General features: G+C 61.7%; 14 protein-coding genes, 1 tRNA gene and 1 riboswitch. Of the genes, 5 read left to right on the top strand and 10 right to left on the bottom strand.

Annotation, left to right across the window (positions count from 1 at the left end; translation table 11 throughout):
* Positions 1 to 109: 109 nt before the first annotated feature.
* From HMPREF0326_RS11700 to HMPREF0326_RS11680, 5 genes are all read right to left on the bottom strand, one after another.
* Entirely contained in the window at positions 110 to 970 is an 861-nt protein-coding gene (locus HMPREF0326_RS11700) for an ABC transporter substrate-binding protein (protein ID WP_020990562.1), read from the bottom strand.
* Entirely contained in the window at positions 909 to 1,769 is an 861-nt protein-coding gene (locus HMPREF0326_RS11695; RefSeq protein ID WP_020990561.1) for an ABC transporter ATP-binding protein, read from the bottom strand. Before HMPREF0326_RS11695 ends, HMPREF0326_RS11700 begins: the two co-directional genes overlap by 62 nt.
* 53 nt (positions 1,770 to 1,822) lie before the next feature.
* Positions 1,823 to 2,908, bottom strand: coding sequence for a FecCD family ABC transporter permease (locus tag HMPREF0326_RS11690; RefSeq protein WP_035073669.1), 1,086 nt, complete (start codon positions 2,906 to 2,908; stop codon positions 1,823 to 1,825).
* 144 nt (positions 2,909 to 3,052) lie between these two features.
* A riboswitch (cobalamin riboswitch) is annotated at positions 3,053 to 3,245 on the bottom strand.
* Positions 3,246 to 3,868: 623 nt separating this feature from the next.
* Positions 3,869 to 4,633, bottom strand: a complete 765-nt coding sequence (locus HMPREF0326_RS11685) for a polyphenol oxidase family protein (RefSeq protein WP_008685091.1) — start codon at positions 4,631 to 4,633, stop codon at positions 3,869 to 3,871.
* The gene (locus tag HMPREF0326_RS11680) at positions 4,624 to 5,253 is read right to left on the bottom strand and encodes a 5-formyltetrahydrofolate cyclo-ligase (protein ID WP_008685092.1); all 630 of its coding nucleotides are present in this window, start codon (positions 5,251 to 5,253) and stop codon (positions 4,624 to 4,626) included. Before HMPREF0326_RS11680 ends, HMPREF0326_RS11685 begins: the two co-directional genes overlap by 10 nt.
* A gap of 72 nt (positions 5,254 to 5,325) precedes the next feature.
* On the opposite strand from HMPREF0326_RS11680, the gene HMPREF0326_RS11675 reads away from it, so the two are divergent.
* From HMPREF0326_RS11675 to HMPREF0326_RS11660, 4 genes are all read left to right on the top strand, one after another.
* The gene (locus tag HMPREF0326_RS11675) at positions 5,326 to 6,015 is read left to right on the top strand and encodes a metallophosphoesterase (protein WP_008685093.1); all 690 of its coding nucleotides are present in this window, start codon (positions 5,326 to 5,328) and stop codon (positions 6,013 to 6,015) included.
* A gap of 603 nt (positions 6,016 to 6,618) precedes the next feature.
* Entirely contained in the window at positions 6,619 to 8,970 is a 2,352-nt protein-coding gene (locus HMPREF0326_RS17435) for an Rne/Rng family ribonuclease (RefSeq protein WP_232224948.1), read from the top strand.
* A 172-nt stretch (positions 8,971 to 9,142) separates the two neighbouring features.
* Positions 9,143 to 9,754 carry an epoxyqueuosine reductase QueH gene (locus HMPREF0326_RS11665; RefSeq protein WP_009302228.1) on the top strand — a complete coding sequence of 204 codons (612 nt, stop codon included), beginning with the start codon at positions 9,143 to 9,145 and terminating at the stop codon, positions 9,752 to 9,754.
* 92 nt (positions 9,755 to 9,846) lie between these two features.
* Positions 9,847 to 9,922: transfer RNA gene (locus HMPREF0326_RS11660), tRNA-Asn, on the top strand.
* A 380-nt stretch (positions 9,923 to 10,302) separates the two neighbouring features.
* On the opposite strand, the gene trpS is transcribed toward HMPREF0326_RS11660, so the two are convergent.
* On the bottom strand, positions 10,303 to 11,436 hold the full coding sequence (gene trpS, locus HMPREF0326_RS11655; RefSeq protein WP_008685096.1) for a tryptophan--tRNA ligase: 1,134 nt from the start codon (positions 11,434 to 11,436) through the stop codon (positions 10,303 to 10,305).
* Between the two features lie 614 nt (positions 11,437 to 12,050).
* On the opposite strand from trpS, the gene HMPREF0326_RS11650 reads away from it, so the two are divergent.
* Positions 12,051 to 12,923, top strand: a complete 873-nt coding sequence (locus tag HMPREF0326_RS11650) for an Lcl C-terminal domain-containing protein (RefSeq protein ID WP_232224947.1) — start codon at positions 12,051 to 12,053, stop codon at positions 12,921 to 12,923.
* A gap of 119 nt (positions 12,924 to 13,042) precedes the next feature.
* On the opposite strand, the gene HMPREF0326_RS11645 is transcribed toward HMPREF0326_RS11650, so the two are convergent.
* From HMPREF0326_RS11645 to HMPREF0326_RS16875, 4 genes are all read right to left on the bottom strand, one after another.
* The gene (locus HMPREF0326_RS11645; RefSeq protein ID WP_008685098.1) at positions 13,043 to 14,326 is read right to left on the bottom strand and encodes an SLC13 family permease; all 1,284 of its coding nucleotides are present in this window, start codon (positions 14,324 to 14,326) and stop codon (positions 13,043 to 13,045) included.
* Between the two features lie 96 nt (positions 14,327 to 14,422).
* Positions 14,423 to 14,830, bottom strand: coding sequence for an aconitase X swivel domain-containing protein (locus HMPREF0326_RS11640; RefSeq protein ID WP_008685099.1), 408 nt, complete (start codon positions 14,828 to 14,830; stop codon positions 14,423 to 14,425).
* Positions 14,827 to 16,083, bottom strand: a complete 1,257-nt coding sequence (locus HMPREF0326_RS16245) for an aconitase X (protein WP_020990556.1) — start codon at positions 16,081 to 16,083, stop codon at positions 14,827 to 14,829. The genes HMPREF0326_RS11640 and HMPREF0326_RS16245 overlap by 4 nt, the downstream gene beginning before the upstream one ends.
* A gap of 92 nt (positions 16,084 to 16,175) precedes the next feature.
* Positions 16,176 to 16,331: a hypothetical protein gene (locus HMPREF0326_RS16875; RefSeq protein WP_008685101.1), complete on the bottom strand. Its 156-nt coding sequence runs from the start codon at positions 16,329 to 16,331 to the stop codon at positions 16,176 to 16,178.
* Between the last annotated feature and the right edge of the window lie 4 nt (positions 16,332 to 16,335).

Here is a 16,335-nt window from a genome sequence, read left to right as displayed (position 1 = left end):
CGCCGGCGAGGAGAACAAGCTTTTTATGCAGCGCAGTGGACTCTTCTGGTCCATGAGCGGAATAAAAAGCGTTGTTCGACAACGTCCAGCGGGCAAAAGAACATCATGCCTAAGGATGGAGCCAGCGCTCCAACTCCTCCGCCGCCTCCACGGCGCGGGGGCCGGGCCGGGCGAAACGGTCCTCATCCACCACAAGTACCCGTCCCGTGCGCACGGCGCGCAAATCCCGGTAATGGGCGCGCTCGGACAGAGGCTGCGGATCGGGATTCATGGGACCCTTCTGGATCAGGTAGGCGTCCGGGTCAGCCAGGATCAAAGCCTCCTCGTTGAAGCGCACCAGCTTCTTGTCGTCCGCGACCACGTTTTCGCCCCCGGCCACGGCAATGATCTCATTGACGATGCTGCCTTGCCCGGCGGCCAGCAGATTGGGATAACGCACTTCATAGAAAACGCGCACCGGCTTTTCCCCGGCATGGCGCGCCCGCAGCGTTGCCAGGCGCGCCCGCCAGTCCCGGATCAGCCCGGCGGCCTTTTGCTCGCGTCCCGTGAGACGCCCCAGCTTTTCCAGCACATCGAACATCTTGTCAAAAGAATCCATCTCAAACGTCAGCACATTGATGCCCAGTTTACGCAGGGCTTCGGTCTGCAACAGCGCCTCGCGCCGTCCGGCGAGCTGAAGCACCAGATCCGGCTTCTGAGCCACGATCAGTTCCGCATTGGGCCGCATATGGGTGCCTATGGCGGGCAGACCGGCCAGCTCCGGCAGATGGGCGTCGGCCACGGTGCGCGCCACCAGCAGGTCGCGCGCGTCCAAGGCCAGCAGCAGCTCGTTGTAGGCGCCGTACAGGGCGATGATCCGCTCGGCCGGTTTATCCAGAGTCAGCGTGACGCCCGTGTCGTCAACCACCTCAATGGGAGCCGCCTGAACCGGGGCCGGATTCAGGCCCGTCAGCAGCAGAACCAGCAGCAAAATTGACGGCGCCGTTGCTCCACGGCCCGGAAGCGCGCCCCAGCAGCGCCTGGGGCAGGCCCCAGCGCGGATGCGAAAAAACCCGGATGGGAATATCGTACAGAACACTGAGTCTCTCCTCGGTGAAGACCTCGGACACGGGGCCGTCAAAGAGTACCCGGCCGTTTTTCAGGCCCATGAGCCTGGTTGCATACAAGGCGGCCAGATTGCAGTCGTGCATGGCCATGAGCACGCAGGCCCCGGCGGCCCGACGGCGCTCCAGCAGATCAAAAAGTTCCACCATGCGGGCCAGATCCAGACCGGCGGCCAGCTCGTCCAGCAGGAGCAGCGGGCTCTCCTGGGCCAGAGCCCGCGCCAGCAGCACCCGCTGCAGTTCCCCGCCGGAAAGCTCCCCCACGCGACGCGCGGCCAGAGCGGCGGCTCCGGTGGCGGCCAGGGCCTGTCCGACGGCGGCGTAGTCCCGCCGTCCGTAGCCGCCCAGCCAGGAGAGGTAGGGATAGCGCCCCAGCAGGACCATCTGACGCACACTCAGGCCGGACGGGCATTCCGCGCGTTGCGGCACCACGGCCGCCAGCCGGGCGCGTTCGCGCGGACGCAGGCCATCCAGCGGCCTGTCCGCCAAACGTATGCCGCCGCCCTGGGGCCGCAGCACGCCGGAAATGCAACGCAGCAAGGTGGTTTTGCCGCTGCCGTTGGGTCCCAGCAGGGCTACGCTTTCGCCGCCGCGCGCCGCCAGGCTCACGCCGCGCAGCACGGGCCGCCCGGCATAGCCCGCCGTGAGATCGCGCACGTCCAGCATCGGCCCTTCCACTGCTCTGCTCAGCGGCCTGTCCATTGATCGTGCGCCGGACATCAGCGCCGCCGCACCAGAAGGGCGAAAAACGGCCCGCCCAACAGGGCCGTGACCACGCCCACGGGCAATTCCTGGCCGCCGCCCAGCACGCTGCGGGCCAGGACGTCAGCCCAGACCAGCAGCACGCCGCCGCCGAAAAAGGCCCCGACCAGCAAAGGGCCGTGCCCCTGTCCCAGCAAAAGGCGCAGCACATGCGGCACTACCAGGCCCACAAAGCCGATCACTCCGGCCACGGCCACGCAACCGGCGGTCATGCAGCTGGCCCCGGCCAACAGCCAGAAGCGCGCCCGGCCCACATTAAGACCCAGTTGCGCGGCCTGCTCGTCGCCCAGCGAAAGCACGTCCAAGGCCCGCCAGCCCAGACCCACGGCCAGCAGACCGGGAATAAGGGTCGCCAGCAGCAGGGGCAGACTGTCCCAGCCCCGGCCTTGGAGCGAGCCCAGAATCCAGAACACGATGCTGGTCACGGATTCCTCATTGAGAGCCTTGACCAGGGCCACCAGGGCCCCCAGAAAGGCGGCCACGGCAATACCCGCCAGAATCACGCTTTCGCGGCTGAAATCCCCCTTGCCCCGGCCCAGCCAGAGCGCGCCGCACAGGGCCAGCAGGGCCCCGGCCAGAGCGGCGGGAGCCACCAACCCGGCCTGGGTCACTCCCGCCGCATGGCCCAGAATCCGCCCCAGCCACAGGCCGAACCCGCCGCCGACGCCGCCCAGGGCGATAGCCATGCTGGCACCGCAGGCCGCACCGGCGGAAATGCCAAGGGTGAAAGGGTCGGCCAGGGGATTGCGCAGTACGCCTTGCAGGGCCACGCCGGCCACGGCCAGCGCGCCGCCGCAAAGTGCCGCCAGGCAGACCCGCGCCAGACGGATCTGCCCCACTACCAGGAGTTGAGAGGCGTCCACCGGAGCGGCGGCCAGGCCCAGGCTCGCGGCCAGCGCGCGGAAAACCTCATTCACGCCCAGCGGGAACGGCCCCGGCAGGCAGGCCAGCGGCAGGGAGCATAGCCAGAGCGCCGCCAGCCCGGCCAGGGCAAGGCAAAGGGACCGCGTCCGGGGCGGCCGGGAAAGGGCATCTATGTGCATATCATATGGGGCTATGCGGACAAAAAAAGCCTCTTCCATAACTGGAAGAGGCCCGTATTTCCTCTGCCTGACCGGCAAAAACCCGTTGCCGGAGAACATCTCACGCCAGAGCAATGCACTTTTTCAAAGTTAAGCTGCACCAGGAGCGCGAAAATGGGCACGGCAGGTCTTCCGGCTTGATCCCCTTGCCCCGGCCTTCCCGTTTCCAGTGGCACAAAATGGGGCGCGGTTTGCGGATCTCACGGCGGCGGGTCCGCTCCCGTTTTACACGGGATTCCCTTTTCAAGCCGTTCCGCGTTGCTCCGCCGGTCCGGCTACCGTTGTCAGAGGGCACATTAGGCGCGGCGCGCGGCCCTGTCAATGCGGCCGGACAGATACATCTGACTCCAGCTTTTAAGGCATCTTATTTGCCGGGATTATCCGTCAAAACCAGCCTGTTCGACGTTGGCGGCGTCATCCGGCGTTTTTTGCCGCTCACGTACTTGAAGTACAGCCCTGCTCTTGATGCCCGTAAGGCTCGCCCGGCTCGCCAACGGGCACGGCCCTTTGGGCCGCCTTCCGGTCGGTTTCCGCGCAAAAAGCTCCATTTTCCTTGCCAGCGCGCAAAAATCTTGCTTCAGCCGTTGCGACGAAGGAAGCTACGGATGAAGACAGCAATTGGTTACGCAAAATTGTATCCAAGGAAATCGCTGTCGCTATCCGTAGCGGTGCTGTCTTGATCCATAATACGGCTTCGCCGTGAACGGCTCAAGCAAGCCGCTGACGCGGCAACGGCTAGCGCATATTTTTTAGAATTCTCCCGGCACCAGCCATCCGCCTGCGCTTCGCTCCGGCGGAGCAAAGGTGGCTTCGCCCAACTCTTGGGAAAGAGTATATGATAAATACCAATACATTGAACCAGCCGTATAAATTAAATGAACTTTTATACGCTTGCCAAGGTAGACGCGCGACGGATCAGCCTCAGGCCGTGATCCAGATCAGGCTGGCCTGACGGCCGGACCTTTTTTCACGCCGGTAAGAGAAGAACTGTCCGTTGTTGGAAGCCGTGCAAAGATCCAGGCCGTAGATTTGGCGCTCCGGCAGACCGGCTTGTTGCAACTGCCGGCGGGTCAGGCCCCAGAGATCCATGGTCCGCGTTGCCGGGTCGAACCAGGGCCGGAAGTCGTCGCTCCATTCCCGCTCGAAGTTGACGAACTCCGCCCGTCCCGGCCCCAGGCTGGGTCCGCGCACGGCCAGCAGGTCGCAGGGTTTGAGATCATAGCGCGCGCAGAAGCGGGCCACGCCCGTACCCGGGAAATCGCAACGGTTGCCCCGCCAGCCCGCGTGCAGGGCAGCCACGTATCGACCGCCCTTGTGCGCCAGCAGAATGGGCTGGCAGTCCGCGGTCTTGATCAGCAGGCCCAGGCCGGGCCGGGACACGGCCATGCCGTCGCCGTCCGCCGTGGGCCGGGTTTCGCAGGCCACGGCTTCCGGCTCGAAGAGCAGCACGTCGCCGTGCACCTGATTGAGCTCCGCCCAAGCCGTGAGACCGTGCGGCTGCAAGGCCGCCAGCAGGTCGCGGCGGTTGCCCGTTACAATATCCGGGTCGTCCTCGGTGCTGAAGGAAATATTGCCGCCGTCATAGCCGTTGCGGTACACCCCGCCGGGGATGGCGGCTCGGACCTGAAAGGCGCAACGGACATTCTCAAGACCGGGAAACTGAAAAGGAATGTAGCTTACAGACACAGAAACTGCTCTTCCGTGCAGAGATATTGCACGCGTTGATCCCACTGTTCCAGGGGCAGATTTTTGGCAACCTGGAAGGCGAAGCACAGGCCCACGCGCGGGCAGGCCAGTTCGCTGTCCAGAAAACGGTCATAATACCCTCCGCCGAAGCCCAGGCGGCCGCCGTGCAGGTCAAAGGCCAAGCCAGGCAGTACCAGCAGATCCGGCTTAAAGGCCTTGCCCGCCCCTTCCGGCCCGAAGCCCGGCAGCCCGTCCTCGGGCTCGCGCAGGCCGAAAGGGCCGGTCCGCAATTGTTCCGGCCCCGTGCAGACCACGAAGTCCATGATCCCCGCTTCGCCGGGCCGCACGCGCGGCAGCCAGACCGTGCGCCCGCTCTTCCAGGCGGCGTCCAGCAGCTTGTCGGTGGACAATTCGCCCTTGAGGGCCACATACAGCGCCACGGAATGCGCATTGCGCCAGCAGGCGGCCTCAATCAGCCGTTGCTGGGCCTCCAGACTGCGCGCCCGCGCCAAACCCGGCGGCTGGCGGCTGCGCAGCTTGCGGATATGCTCCCGCAGGGCGGCCTTGCGCGCCGCGACGGGTTCCTCGGACATGGGGGATTCGGGAGATGTGGGAAGCATGGCGGCTCTTTCCATCCGTGGCGAGTTATGGCAGGATTGCGACACCATTTTTATAACAAAGGATAGGACGCCATGCCAAGCGCCGATACGCAGGATTACCTCTGGATAGCCGTGGGCGACATCCACGACGACCCCGCCTGTTTCCATCGGATTCCGGAACTGGCCCAGGCCGACGGGATCATCGTCACCGGCGACCTGACCATCACCGGCGGCGTCAAGCAGGCCGAACTGGTCATGGAGGTTCTGCGCGCCCACGACCTGCCGGTCTGGGCCCAGATCGGCAACATGGACCGGCCGGAAGTGGATGCATGGCTGAGCGAGCAGGGCTGGAACCTGCATACCGTCACCCGCGAACTGACGCCGGACACCGCCATTTTCGGCGTGGGGGCCTCCACGTTCACGCCCTTCGGCACGCCCAGCGAATTTCCCGAATCCACGTTCGCGGCATGGCTGGACGCCTGCTGGCAGCGCGCCCGGCGCTATCCGCATACGGTGCTGGTTTCCCATAATCCGCCCAAGGATACGGCCTGCGACGTGATTCCCGGCGACGTTCATGTGGGCTCCACGGCGGTGCGTGAATTTCTGGAAGAAGCCCAGCCCGACATCTGCCTCTGCGGCCATATCCATGAAGCCAGAGCCGTGGACCGCGTGGGCCGCACCGTGGTGGTCAACCCCGGCGCGCTGGCCCAGGGCGGCTACGTGCTGTTGCGCTCCAACTCGGGGCGGCTGTCCGCGGAACTGCGAGTGTTGGAAAACTGCTGACACTTCGCGCCCGGCTCCTTCCTCCCCGCCCTGTTCTGAAAGAGGCTGGAAGCGAAGGCCGGGCGGCCCTTCTTGCATATTTTCACAAAAGACGTATTATAGAGCAGATTAACTCTGAGATGTCACAATTTCAAAGTTTTGAAGACGCCCGCTCCGGTACATCACAGCGCAAATAAGTCGCGCTTATGCCTTGTGGCGGGCGGCTGCCTTCGCAGCCAGCAGAGCAATTTCACTTTGAAACGGCTCTATTAAAATAAGGTCCGGCATGTCCGCGGCAATTGCGCGCCTGTAACGGCGCTGCTGCCGCAGTGCTCCACGCGGCGTTCGACAGGCCGGGCTCACAAATTTTTTCGCGGCGCTGTTTTTCAGATTGCCGCCAGAAGGATTTTCATGACTACTGACCAGGATTTTCCCGTGGCCGCGTCTCCGGCTACGGATGGCGCAAGCCAGGACCGTTCCACTGTTGCTTCCCCTGTTTCCCCCGCATCGGCAGACTCCGCCGTTTCCAGCGAAGCCCCCGCTCCCAAACGCCGTACTTCTTCCCGCAGCACTAAAAAACCGGCCGCCAAAACAGCACGCGCTCAGCCCCCAAAAGAGCCCGACGTGCCGACGGCTGACGGCAAGACCACGGAAAATGCCGACGCCGCAGCCGCCCCCAAGGCGCGGGGCGGCAGGCGCACGACTGCAAAAAGCCCGGCCCAAGCCCCTGAAGGCGGCGAGGACAGCCCGGCCAAGCCCAAACGTGCTCCGGCCCAGCGCACGGGCAAAGGCCGCCGCAGCGCCACGGCCAAAACCGGCAGTGCTGAAACCGGTGCAGAGGCAATGCAGGCGGCGGCCCCACCGCAAGCCCCGGCAACCGGGGAGAATCCCGCGGAAACGCCCGAGAAGGCGGCCAAGGCCGCTCCCAAGCGCGGGCGCAACAACACGACGCGCGGCAGCCGGGCGAAAAAAGCCCTGACATCCCCAACATCCACTGTTGCCGCCGCCCCTGCCGAAACCGACACGCCATCGTCTCAGACTGAAAGCCGACAGACCGCCCCCACGGCTGGCGCCACAACGGCCAAGGCTCCCAAAGAAATTTCCCGGCCCGAGAGTCTCCCGCCGAAAGGGGTGGAACAGGTCGAGGCCTCTGTGGATGCCGAAGAAGCCGCCCCCGGAAACGAGGACGACGGCAACGCTGACGCTCCCCGGCGCAAAAGTCGGCGCGGACGGCGCGGCGGTCGCGGGCGCAACCGCAAAAATCGCCAGACCGCCACGGGCGAGATGAGCGAGGATGATGCCGCAGCGGACGACAACATGGACGACGCGGCTGTGGAACGCACGGGGGACGCCGACGACGAAGCTTTTGACGAGGTTGACGCCGCTGCCGAAGTTCCCGTTGCCGAAGGCGGCGTGTCCGCCCCCAAGGGGCGCGGCAAGAAGGGCAAGAGCGTCCAGAACGCCGAGGCCGAGGACAACAAAAAACCCACAGCGCGCGCCACGGCGGCCAAGGCCAAAACCGGCGCGGCCACGGGCAAAAAGCGGATGTTCATCAGCGTGTTGCCCGGCGAACAGGTGGAAGTGGCTCTGGCCGAGGAAGGCTGCCTGCTGGAATACTACCTGGACATGCTCCACCAGCGCAAAATCAAGGGCAATATTTACAAGGGCGTCATCCACAACATCGACACCAATCTCCAGGCCGCTTTTGTGAGCTACGGCGCGGGCAAGAACGGCTTTTTGCAGATCGACGAGATCCATCCCGAATACTGGCTGGCCCATCACGAACCGGCCAAAGGCAAGAAGTTCCCGCCCATCCAGAAGGTGCTCAAGGCCGGTCAGGAAGTGCTGGTGCAGGTGGTCAAGGAGCCCACAGGCAACAAGGGCGCGTTTCTGACCACCTGGCTCTCGCTGGCCGGGCGTTTTCTGGTGCTCACGCCCGGGCAGGAGCAGATCGGCGTTTCGCGCAAGGTGGAAAATGACGAGGAACGCGCCCGCCTGCGCGAGATGATGAACGGCATCGACCCCGGCCAGGGTCTGGGCGTCATCGTGCGCACGGTGAGCGCCGGCACCACCAAGACCACCCTGAAGAACGATCTGCAGTATCTGAAGCGCCTCTGGCGCGACATCCGCAAAAAAGCCACGGAAATATCGGCCCCGGCCCTGATCCATCAGGAGCCCGGCCTCTCCGAACGCGCGGTGCGCGACTACCTCACCGACGACGTCTGCGAAATCTGGGTGGACAACGAGGAAGTGGCCCAGGGCATCCGTGATACCGTCAGCCTGCTTTTCCCGCGCAAGAAAGATCTGGTGCGCCTGCACGGCGATATCCGCCAATCCATGTGGGAACGTTTCAATCTGCGCCGCCAACTGGACCAGATCTATTCCCGCGAAGTGCTTCTGCCCTCGGGCGGCCGGTTGGTCTTTGACCAGACCGAGGCGCTCATGGCCGTCGACATCAACTCGGGCAAAATTTCCGGCAAGGGCAATTTTGAGGCCATGGCCTTCAAAACAAATATGGAGGCCGCCGAAACCATCGCCCGCCAGCTCAAGCTGCGCGACGTGGGTGGCCAGGTGGTCATCGACTTTATTGAAATGCGCGACAAAAAGCACATTCTGGACGTGGAGAAAACCCTGCGACAGGCCATGAAAAACGACCGCGCCCGCCACGACGTGGCCCGCATGAGTTCCTTCGGCCTGTTGGAGCTGGTGCGCCAGCGCATGGGCTCTTCAGCCCTCGCTATCACCATGGAGCCCTGCCCGGCCTGCGGCGGCACGGGTCAGCGCCGTAACCTGGAATGGCAGGCGCTGCAGGGACTGCGCGAGCTGCGCCGCATGCTGCGCGCCACCAACGGCGAAAAGTGCACCTTTGAAGCCACGCGGGAACTGGGCCTCTATCTGCTCAACCACAAGCGCGACAGCCTGCGCGAAATGGAGCAGGACTTCGGGAAATGCCTGGAAATAGCGATCCGTACCTAGAGCGGATTAACGTTGAGAATGGCATTCTCAACGTTGACGCTGCCTTCAGCCTATCGTTGCTGTCGTCATCCGTAAGCCGCCGGCGGCAACGGCTGACGCGCGGCGGGAACGCGGTCCCGCCCTGGCTTCCGCCGTGGGCGTCCGCTTTTGCAGCCGCCGGAGCAAAGTAACTTTGAAAAATTACTTTGCTCTGGAGCCGAAGCGTGGGGACAAGAGCCTGCTGCTGCACGTCTGCTGCGGGCCGTGCGCCATCATGCCCATCACCCGCCTGCTGGACGAAGGCTTTGCGGTCACGGCCTGGTTCATGAATCCCAATGTCCAGCCTCTGGCCGAATATCTGCGCCGCCGCGAAGCCGCCGGAGAGTGCGCGGCGCGTCTGGGCGTGGATATCCTGTACGCGGACGAGACTTGGGACATCGCGGCATGGTTGCGCGCCGTGGCCGGACGGGACGAAGCCCCCGCGCGTTGCGCCTATTGCTGCGAAAGCCGCGTGGAAGCGGCGTTCGCCAAGGCCGCCTCTCTGGGTTTCTCCTGGGTCAGCACCAGCCTGCTCTACTCCCGTTACCAGCCGCACGAGATCATTGCGGCGGCGGGCCGCCGCCTGGCCGCGCCAAGCGGCCCCGGCTTCGTCTACCGCGACTTCCGCACGGACTGGCAGGCAGGCATCGACCGCTCCAAGGGCTGGGGGTTGTACCGCCAGCCCTACTGCGGCTGCGTGTACAGCGAGGCGGACCGCTACCGGAAAAAACTTGAGCGCTGTAAAAAAGAGGCGGCCAAGCATTGATTTTTACAAAATCACATAGATTTTTACAGAAACCTATATTTTCGCTTGACCTCGCGGGCGCTTTTCCGTAAAAAGTTTTTTGCCTTCAGCGATCCCCGATAGCTCAATTGGCAGAGCGGGTGACTGTTAATCACTAGGTTGGCGGTTCAAGTCCGTCTCGGGGAGCCAAAAATGATAAGCCCTTGAGAAATCAAGGGTTTTTTCATTTTTCTGGAACATTGCAAAGTTGATCTGCTGGAAAAGCAAAACAGGCGACATCATCAGGATTGAAACGAACGGGCCAGACCCGGCCACGACCGCAACCGCTGACAAATAACGTCGGGAGGAATGCCGGGGACGGCGGAAAGACCCGCATTCACCCTGACACGCCTCCCGGACCCGTCATAAGCTGATAAAAATCAGTATCTGATTGCAAAAATTTCGAGCATAGTTCTGCTCTCAATTTTCGCAGGATCGTCAGCGAAAAAACGTGCTTTTCGCTGACTCACGGCGACTGCGCCGCCGCAACATCCTACAGATTTTATATATCTAATTTTTCAAATGAGACATTAGTCCATCCGGCTTCTGAAGCGCTCCGCCTGATCAGCGATCAGCTCTTTGTCCTCAAAATAGTTAATCTTCATGGCTCGCTTCATGGCGGCCAAGGTTTCCGCCGCCTTCTTTCGGGCCTTGCGGCTGCCCTCTTCCAATATCCGGTATACTGCGGGGATATCTTTGGAAATCTCCTTACGGCGTTCACGGATGGGGCCAAGTATTTCCTGAAGCACACTGTTCAGGAAGCGCTTTACCTTCACATCGCCCAGGCCGCCACGGGCGTAATGGGCTTTTAATTCTCCCAGATTTTTATACTCGGGCAGATATTTCTCGAAATGCTCATCCCCGCAACAGGCATCCAGGTAAATGAAGACCGGGTTGCCTTCCACCTGTCCCGGGTCCTCCATTCTCAGGTGAGTGGGATCAGTGAACATGGACATAATCTTCTTCTTCACGTCCTCTTCGGAATCAGACAGATAAATACAGTTTCCGAGGGATTTGCTCATCTTGGCCTTGCCGTCGGTACCCGGCAGGCGAAGGCAGGCCTCGTTGTCCGGTAGAAGAATGGTCGGCTCCACAAGCGTCTCGCCGTACACCGCATTGAATTTGTGCACGATCTCCTTGGTCTGCTCAATCATGGGCGCCTGATCTTCGCCCACGGGCACGGTTGTTGCCTTGAAAGCGGTAATATCCGCCGCCTGGCTGATGGGATAAGTGAAGAAACCGACCGGGAGGCTCGTTTCAAAATTGCGCAGCTGGATTTCAGACTTCACTGTCGGATTACGTTGAAGCCTGGAGACTGTTACCAGGTCCATGTAGTAAAAAGCCATTTCGCAAAGTTCGGGCACTTGCGACTGGATGAACAGAACGGATTTTTCCGGGTCCAGCCCGCAAGCCAGATAATCCAGAGCCACTTCGATGATGTTCTGGCGTACCTTTTCCGGATTGTCCGCATTGTCCGTCAGGGCCTGGGCATCAGCAATCATGATATAAATTTCGTCAAATTCCCCTGAATTCTGGAGCTCCACCCTGCGCTTTAAAGAGCCCACGTAATGCCCTATGTGAAGTCGTCCCGTGGGGCGGTCGCCAGTCAATATAATCTTGCCCATCTGTATATCCTCTCGTTTCCTGATACCGGGTTGACGCACAGCATACCTCGAACCAACGAGTGCCTGACTGCAAAAATTTCGGCATAGTCATGCTCTCAATTTTCGCTGACTCACGGCAACTGCGCGGCCGCAAAACCTGTAGGGTTTTGTGGGTCTAATTTTTCAAATCAGACGCGAGGCTCGAATTTTTCGCTAACCACATCCTTTATATTCTATCCCAATTCGTGGATGCCGTCCATACTGACATACTAATCGACTGTGATTCATATCCCTTACTTACGGGAATATTGCAGCAAGCCAGAACGCTATGACATCCCGGAAACAAACTACGTCGTAGCCGCACGGCGACCGTCCTCCACGAATACCGCGCCGCCTTCAACCGGATGTCACAGAGGCTGAACCCGGAAAAGTCCTTGCGGGATAATATCCAACGGAAGCGAACACGGCAGAACGCATGCCGGGCGGATTTTTAGAGCAGCTCACGCATGAAATGCTCTAAAAATCCGCCCGGTCACGGCATGGCCCTTTTTCATTGTTCCGCTTTGCGTTACCATCAGGGCAACGCTTTTGTATCAAGGAAAATCATGTATCCCCTACTCTTGGAAACCGATCAAATCCATTGCTATGACACTGCCGGAAAACGCATAGACTGTATGGGCTCCGGCCCGGGTTCCGAACAAGACGCCGCGCGGCCCAAACATCTCCCGCCCGCCGCCGGCCGCTTTCAGATTCAGGGCGATCTGGTGCGGGACAGCCTGAGCGGCGCGCTCTGGGCCCGCAACGCCAATCCCGCCGACTTTCCGCTCAACTGGGAGGAAGCCCACGCGCTGGCGGCGGATATGGCCGCCCGTAAAGCCCATGGCTGCGCCGACTGGCAGTTGCCGCCCCGGCGGCTGCTCTTTTCCCTGCTCAGCCATCAACATATCAATCCTGCCCTGCCCGAGGGGCATCCCTTTACCAACGTCTTTTCCGGCTACTACTGGACCGCCGATACCTGCCACCGCCTGCCGGAACAGGCCTGGCACATTCATCTGGGCGGCGGCCGGGTGACCCGCGTCCGCAAGGACGAAGCCGCCCTGGCGTGGCCGGTCTGCCTGCCGAAAACAGAAGATGCCGCGCCGCTCTTTTCGCCCGGGGAGCGTTTTGCACTAGATGGCGACTCGGTGCGGGATCAACTTACAGGTTTGATCTGGAGCCGGAATGCCGATCCTCTGGGCCGCCCCCTGCCTTGGGAAGAAGCCCTGGCCGCTGTGGACGGACTCAACAGCGCGGCTCTGGACAGGGCCACGGACTGGCGCATGCCCAATATCAGGGAACTGGAAAGCCTGGTGGACCTTCAGGCCGACTCCCCGGCCCTGCCCGAAGGGCATCCTTTTACAAACGTGCGCGACGTGTACTGGTCGTCCACCACCAGCGTCTATGAAGCCCGTTACGCCTGGGCGCTTTACAGCCGCGACGGCATGGTGGGCGTGGGCTTCAAGCCTGACACCGGTTTTCATCTCTGGCCGGTGCGCGGCACAAGCTGAGAACTTCAACCGCCGACCAATGAAAAAGACCCGCCTCCTGAACGGGTCTTTTTCATTGGTCGGCGGAAATAAGGCCGGGCGCGCCGGCCCCCGTACCCTCCGCCGTTATTCCTCACGCCTCAGAGCAGGAATGCCAGGAAAGGCAAAACCAGTGCCAGACAGACCACCCAAAGCAGCAAGTCCTTGAAAGTACGGTCCGCCGTTTCGGTTTCGGCCAGGATCAACGCTCCGCCGATATGAAAGGGGCTGGCCGCCATGACCGCGATGCTGCCGGAAAGCAAAGCCAGTTGCATATTCGCGGCTATGGCCTGGACAGCGCTGCCCATGGACTTGATGGCCACCGGTATCACCAGGCCCAGCACGGCCACGGACGAGGATTCAAAATTGGCGATGATGGTCCCCAGCAGACTGATGCCGTAACGGACCAGAGAGGGATTTTCCATGCCTGACAGCGCCGATCCGATGGCGTGCAACACGCCCATTTTCTCCAACAGGCCCACGTACAACAGCACGCCGCCGATCATCAGGGCAATGCCCCACGGCAGTTTGGCAATGGCCTGCTTGCCGTTGGTACGGAAAATGATCTGCAACGTCATACCCGCGGCAAAGGCCGTCAGGCCCACGTCAAAACGCCGCAGCACCAGCGTGATGAAACAGAGCACGGCCGCCAAAGAACACCATTGATAGGCTGTCAGCCCGGAGCGCGTCAGGGCCTTGTCCACAGCGCGGGCGGAAGTCGGAAGCACATCCGCCCCGGCCTTCACGGCTGGCTCGACTTGCCCGTTTTGTCCTTTCTGTCGCAACAGCTTCAGGCCGCCGAAGCAGAAAAAGCCCACCAGGCCCACGGCCAAGGCCAATGCGCCTTGGCACAGAAAGAAAAAAACGCTGTCAAAGGCAATGCCGTTTTGGGCCGCCTGCATGGCCACCAGGTTGCCCCAGGGATTGAAGGGCGAAAAGCCGCCCACGCAAGCGCCCTGAATAACCACGGTACCCATCAGGGCGGCCCGGATGTTTTCGCGCCGGGCTATTTCCATGGCTACCGGTATGGTGATGGCCAGCGCGGCGGCGGGCAGCGCGCCCACGGCGCAGATCACCGCCGTGAGAAAAGCCATGACCCAGGGCAGCAGAAAGGCCCTGCCGCGCGCCGCCCGTACCATGGCTGTAACAAAGATGTCCGCCAGCCCGCTTTCCTGCACATGGTTCCATAAAAAGGCCACGCCGAGCACCAGAAGCACCAGTTTGGTGGGAAAGCCCGCGTACAGGCTCTTGACCGGCACACCGGCGATCTCGGCCAGCACAAAGGCGGCGGGGATCATGATCAGACCGAGGTTGATATGCTGCCACAGGCTGACGGCGAACACCAGCGCCAGCCAGACCAGGGCGAGTATCTGCAGTGTTGTCATGCCGAGTTCTCCTTGGTCGGGGTTCGGATTCCGGCGAAAAACCGGGGTAATCCCGGCTTCCCGCCGTTCCTGAAGCCGCTTTTCCGACGGCTGCGGTCAGGACAGTTTTTCGATGCGCAGATGCTCCGGGTCAATGCGGACCATGTCGCCCGTGCGCAGCATCGTCAGGGCGTCCGGCCGCCAGCCTTCGGTAATGGGGATGCCCGCGAACACCGCTCCCTGGACCATGACGGGATTAAGCTTGCCGAAAACGAACGCACGGGGCGCGAAGCCCTTGCAGACCAGGTCGCGAAAAGCCCAGCCCCCGGCCACGCCGCCCTTGGCCGTGGGGATGACCAGGATTTTATCCTTGATGGATTGCCCTTCCGCGCTGTGTCCCCGCCGGGAAATGACGCCGCTGGTGCGGTCCAGATCATAACGCGGGCTGAACCCCTCCCTGAACACGACAACCTGCCCGCTGACGGTCTGACCCATGGCGCGCGTGACGATGATGATTTCGCTCATTGCAGTTCTCCTGTGCAGGCAATATCCACGCACTGCGCGGTATGGCGCAGCACGGTATTGAAACGGTGGGCCGTAATGGTGTTGACGATCTTGCCGGAATTGGAAATCAGATTGATCCAGCCGTTCATCTTTCTGATGCCGGAGAGATTCTGGAGCAGATAAAAACAGACGCCTTCCATCAGTTGTACGCCCGCCTCTTCCAGAATCCGCGCATAGCCCAGCCGCCGGGCGTTGGACATGACGCTGTTGTTGGTGGTCACAAATACGTGCATGCCTTTGGCCACCCGGCGCCCCTGGAAAAGCTCCGCCAGACGGCGCATTTCAAAGATGGAAAGTTGCGGACCGGAGAAAACGACCACATTTTCCGCACCGTCCAGATAGGCATAGTTTTGGTACACCTTGTCCAGATCCTCAGGGGTGACGGTCATGCTCTTTTGCGGCTCCCGGCCGCCGAAGGCTTCTTCACGGCTGCGGGCCTCAGGCGTGACGCCGACCATATGGTACATGGCCATGGAACCGTAGCTCGCCAAGGCGCAGCCCAGATGCTTGAGATCGTCCGGCGAGGGACGCCGCCGCACGCCTTCGAAAACCGGCACGGCGAAGTAGTCCTGATGGGGGTGGCCCACCAGCTTGCCCAACGCCCCCCAGTCCGCCACATCCCGCATTTCGGCTTCCAGGCGTACCTCAATAGTGCCGCGTCGGCAGGCGTCCAGGTGAAAACCATAGGCGGGCGTGCGCCCGGTGATGGCCGCCGAAAGACTTGCATTGCCGGATTCGAAATTGGTGCGCGCGCCAAAAATGGAATTGGCGGCAATGACCGTGCCCGTATCGCCCCAGGCCAGATGTTCTCCCAGGGTCGGCTGGTAGTAGGTCTGGTAGTTGATGCAGGAATCAATGCGAATCATGCGCAGCTCTTCCAGCAGGCGCATGATTTCCTCCTCCTTGTCCATTTCTTCGCTGTCCTGTCCCAGGCTGGCGGCACATTGCATGTCCATGCAGCGCGCATTGGTGGTTGTGCCCACCACGCAACTTGCGCCCAAGGCCTTCAGACGCCGTAAAAACTCCAGTCCGCCGTCGCCGATCAGCTCAATGTCCGCCATGACGTGTGCATTGGCGACGGGCACGAATTTTTCGGCCTCGAAAAAATTTCCCACCGCAATCTGATAGGCCAGCGCCTCTTTGACGGCCTCCCCCCGCTCACCGCGCAACATGCCTTTTTCCTCATCCGTCAAATGCATTGTCCCGGTATCCATGTCTGCCTCCTTCAGGAGTTGACGGCGCGGCCGGATGACCGCACCGATATTGGCCTGGAACGCACGCGCCCTTCCGGAGGACGCGGCGGCTTTTATTTATTTTCTTTTATAAGCATACAATAGCATACATTTTGCTCTAAAAAAATTTGGCCCAATGCTTCGCCCAGACCAACCGCCTGCGCGGCAAGGGAAAAGAGGGTTCCCGGCGGCTTTGAAAGCCTGTTTGTAAAAATTTTTCGCTGCTTCATGGCG

It is taken from the genome of Desulfovibrio sp. 3_1_syn3, from assembly GCF_000145315.2.
Lineage (GTDB): Bacteria > Desulfobacterota > Desulfovibrionia > Desulfovibrionales > Desulfovibrionaceae > Desulfovibrio > Desulfovibrio fairfieldensis.
This window is presented reverse-complemented; position numbering and strand designations above follow the sequence as displayed.

What these genes read in the sequence shown, in the direction of transcription:
- HMPREF0326_RS11650 (WP_232224947.1), top strand. Translation starts at nt 12,051, where the DNA reads ATGGGCTCCGGCCCGGGTTCCGAACAAGACGCCGCGCGGCCCAAACAT.
- HMPREF0326_RS11680 (WP_008685092.1), bottom strand. Translation starts at nt 5,253, where the DNA reads ATGCTTCCCACATCTCCCGAATCCCCCATGTCCGAGGAACCCGTCGCG.
- HMPREF0326_RS16875 (WP_008685101.1), bottom strand. Translation starts at nt 16,331, where the DNA reads ATGAAGCAGCGAAAAATTTTTACAAACAGGCTTTCAAAGCCGCCGGGA.
- HMPREF0326_RS16245 (WP_020990556.1), bottom strand. Translation starts at nt 16,083, where the DNA reads ATGGATACCGGGACAATGCATTTGACGGATGAGGAAAAAGGCATGTTG.
- HMPREF0326_RS11690 (WP_035073669.1), bottom strand. Translation starts at nt 2,908, where the DNA reads ATGCACATAGATGCCCTTTCCCGGCCGCCCCGGACGCGGTCCCTTTGC.
- HMPREF0326_RS11675 (WP_008685093.1), top strand. Translation starts at nt 5,326, where the DNA reads ATGCCAAGCGCCGATACGCAGGATTACCTCTGGATAGCCGTGGGCGAC.
- HMPREF0326_RS11695 (WP_020990561.1), bottom strand. Translation starts at nt 1,769, where the DNA reads ATGCTGGACGTGCGCGATCTCACGGCGGGCTATGCCGGGCGGCCCGTG.
- HMPREF0326_RS11645 (WP_008685098.1), bottom strand. Translation starts at nt 14,326, where the DNA reads ATGACAACACTGCAGATACTCGCCCTGGTCTGGCTGGCGCTGGTGTTC.
- HMPREF0326_RS11640 (WP_008685099.1), bottom strand. Translation starts at nt 14,830, where the DNA reads ATGAGCGAAATCATCATCGTCACGCGCGCCATGGGTCAGACCGTCAGC.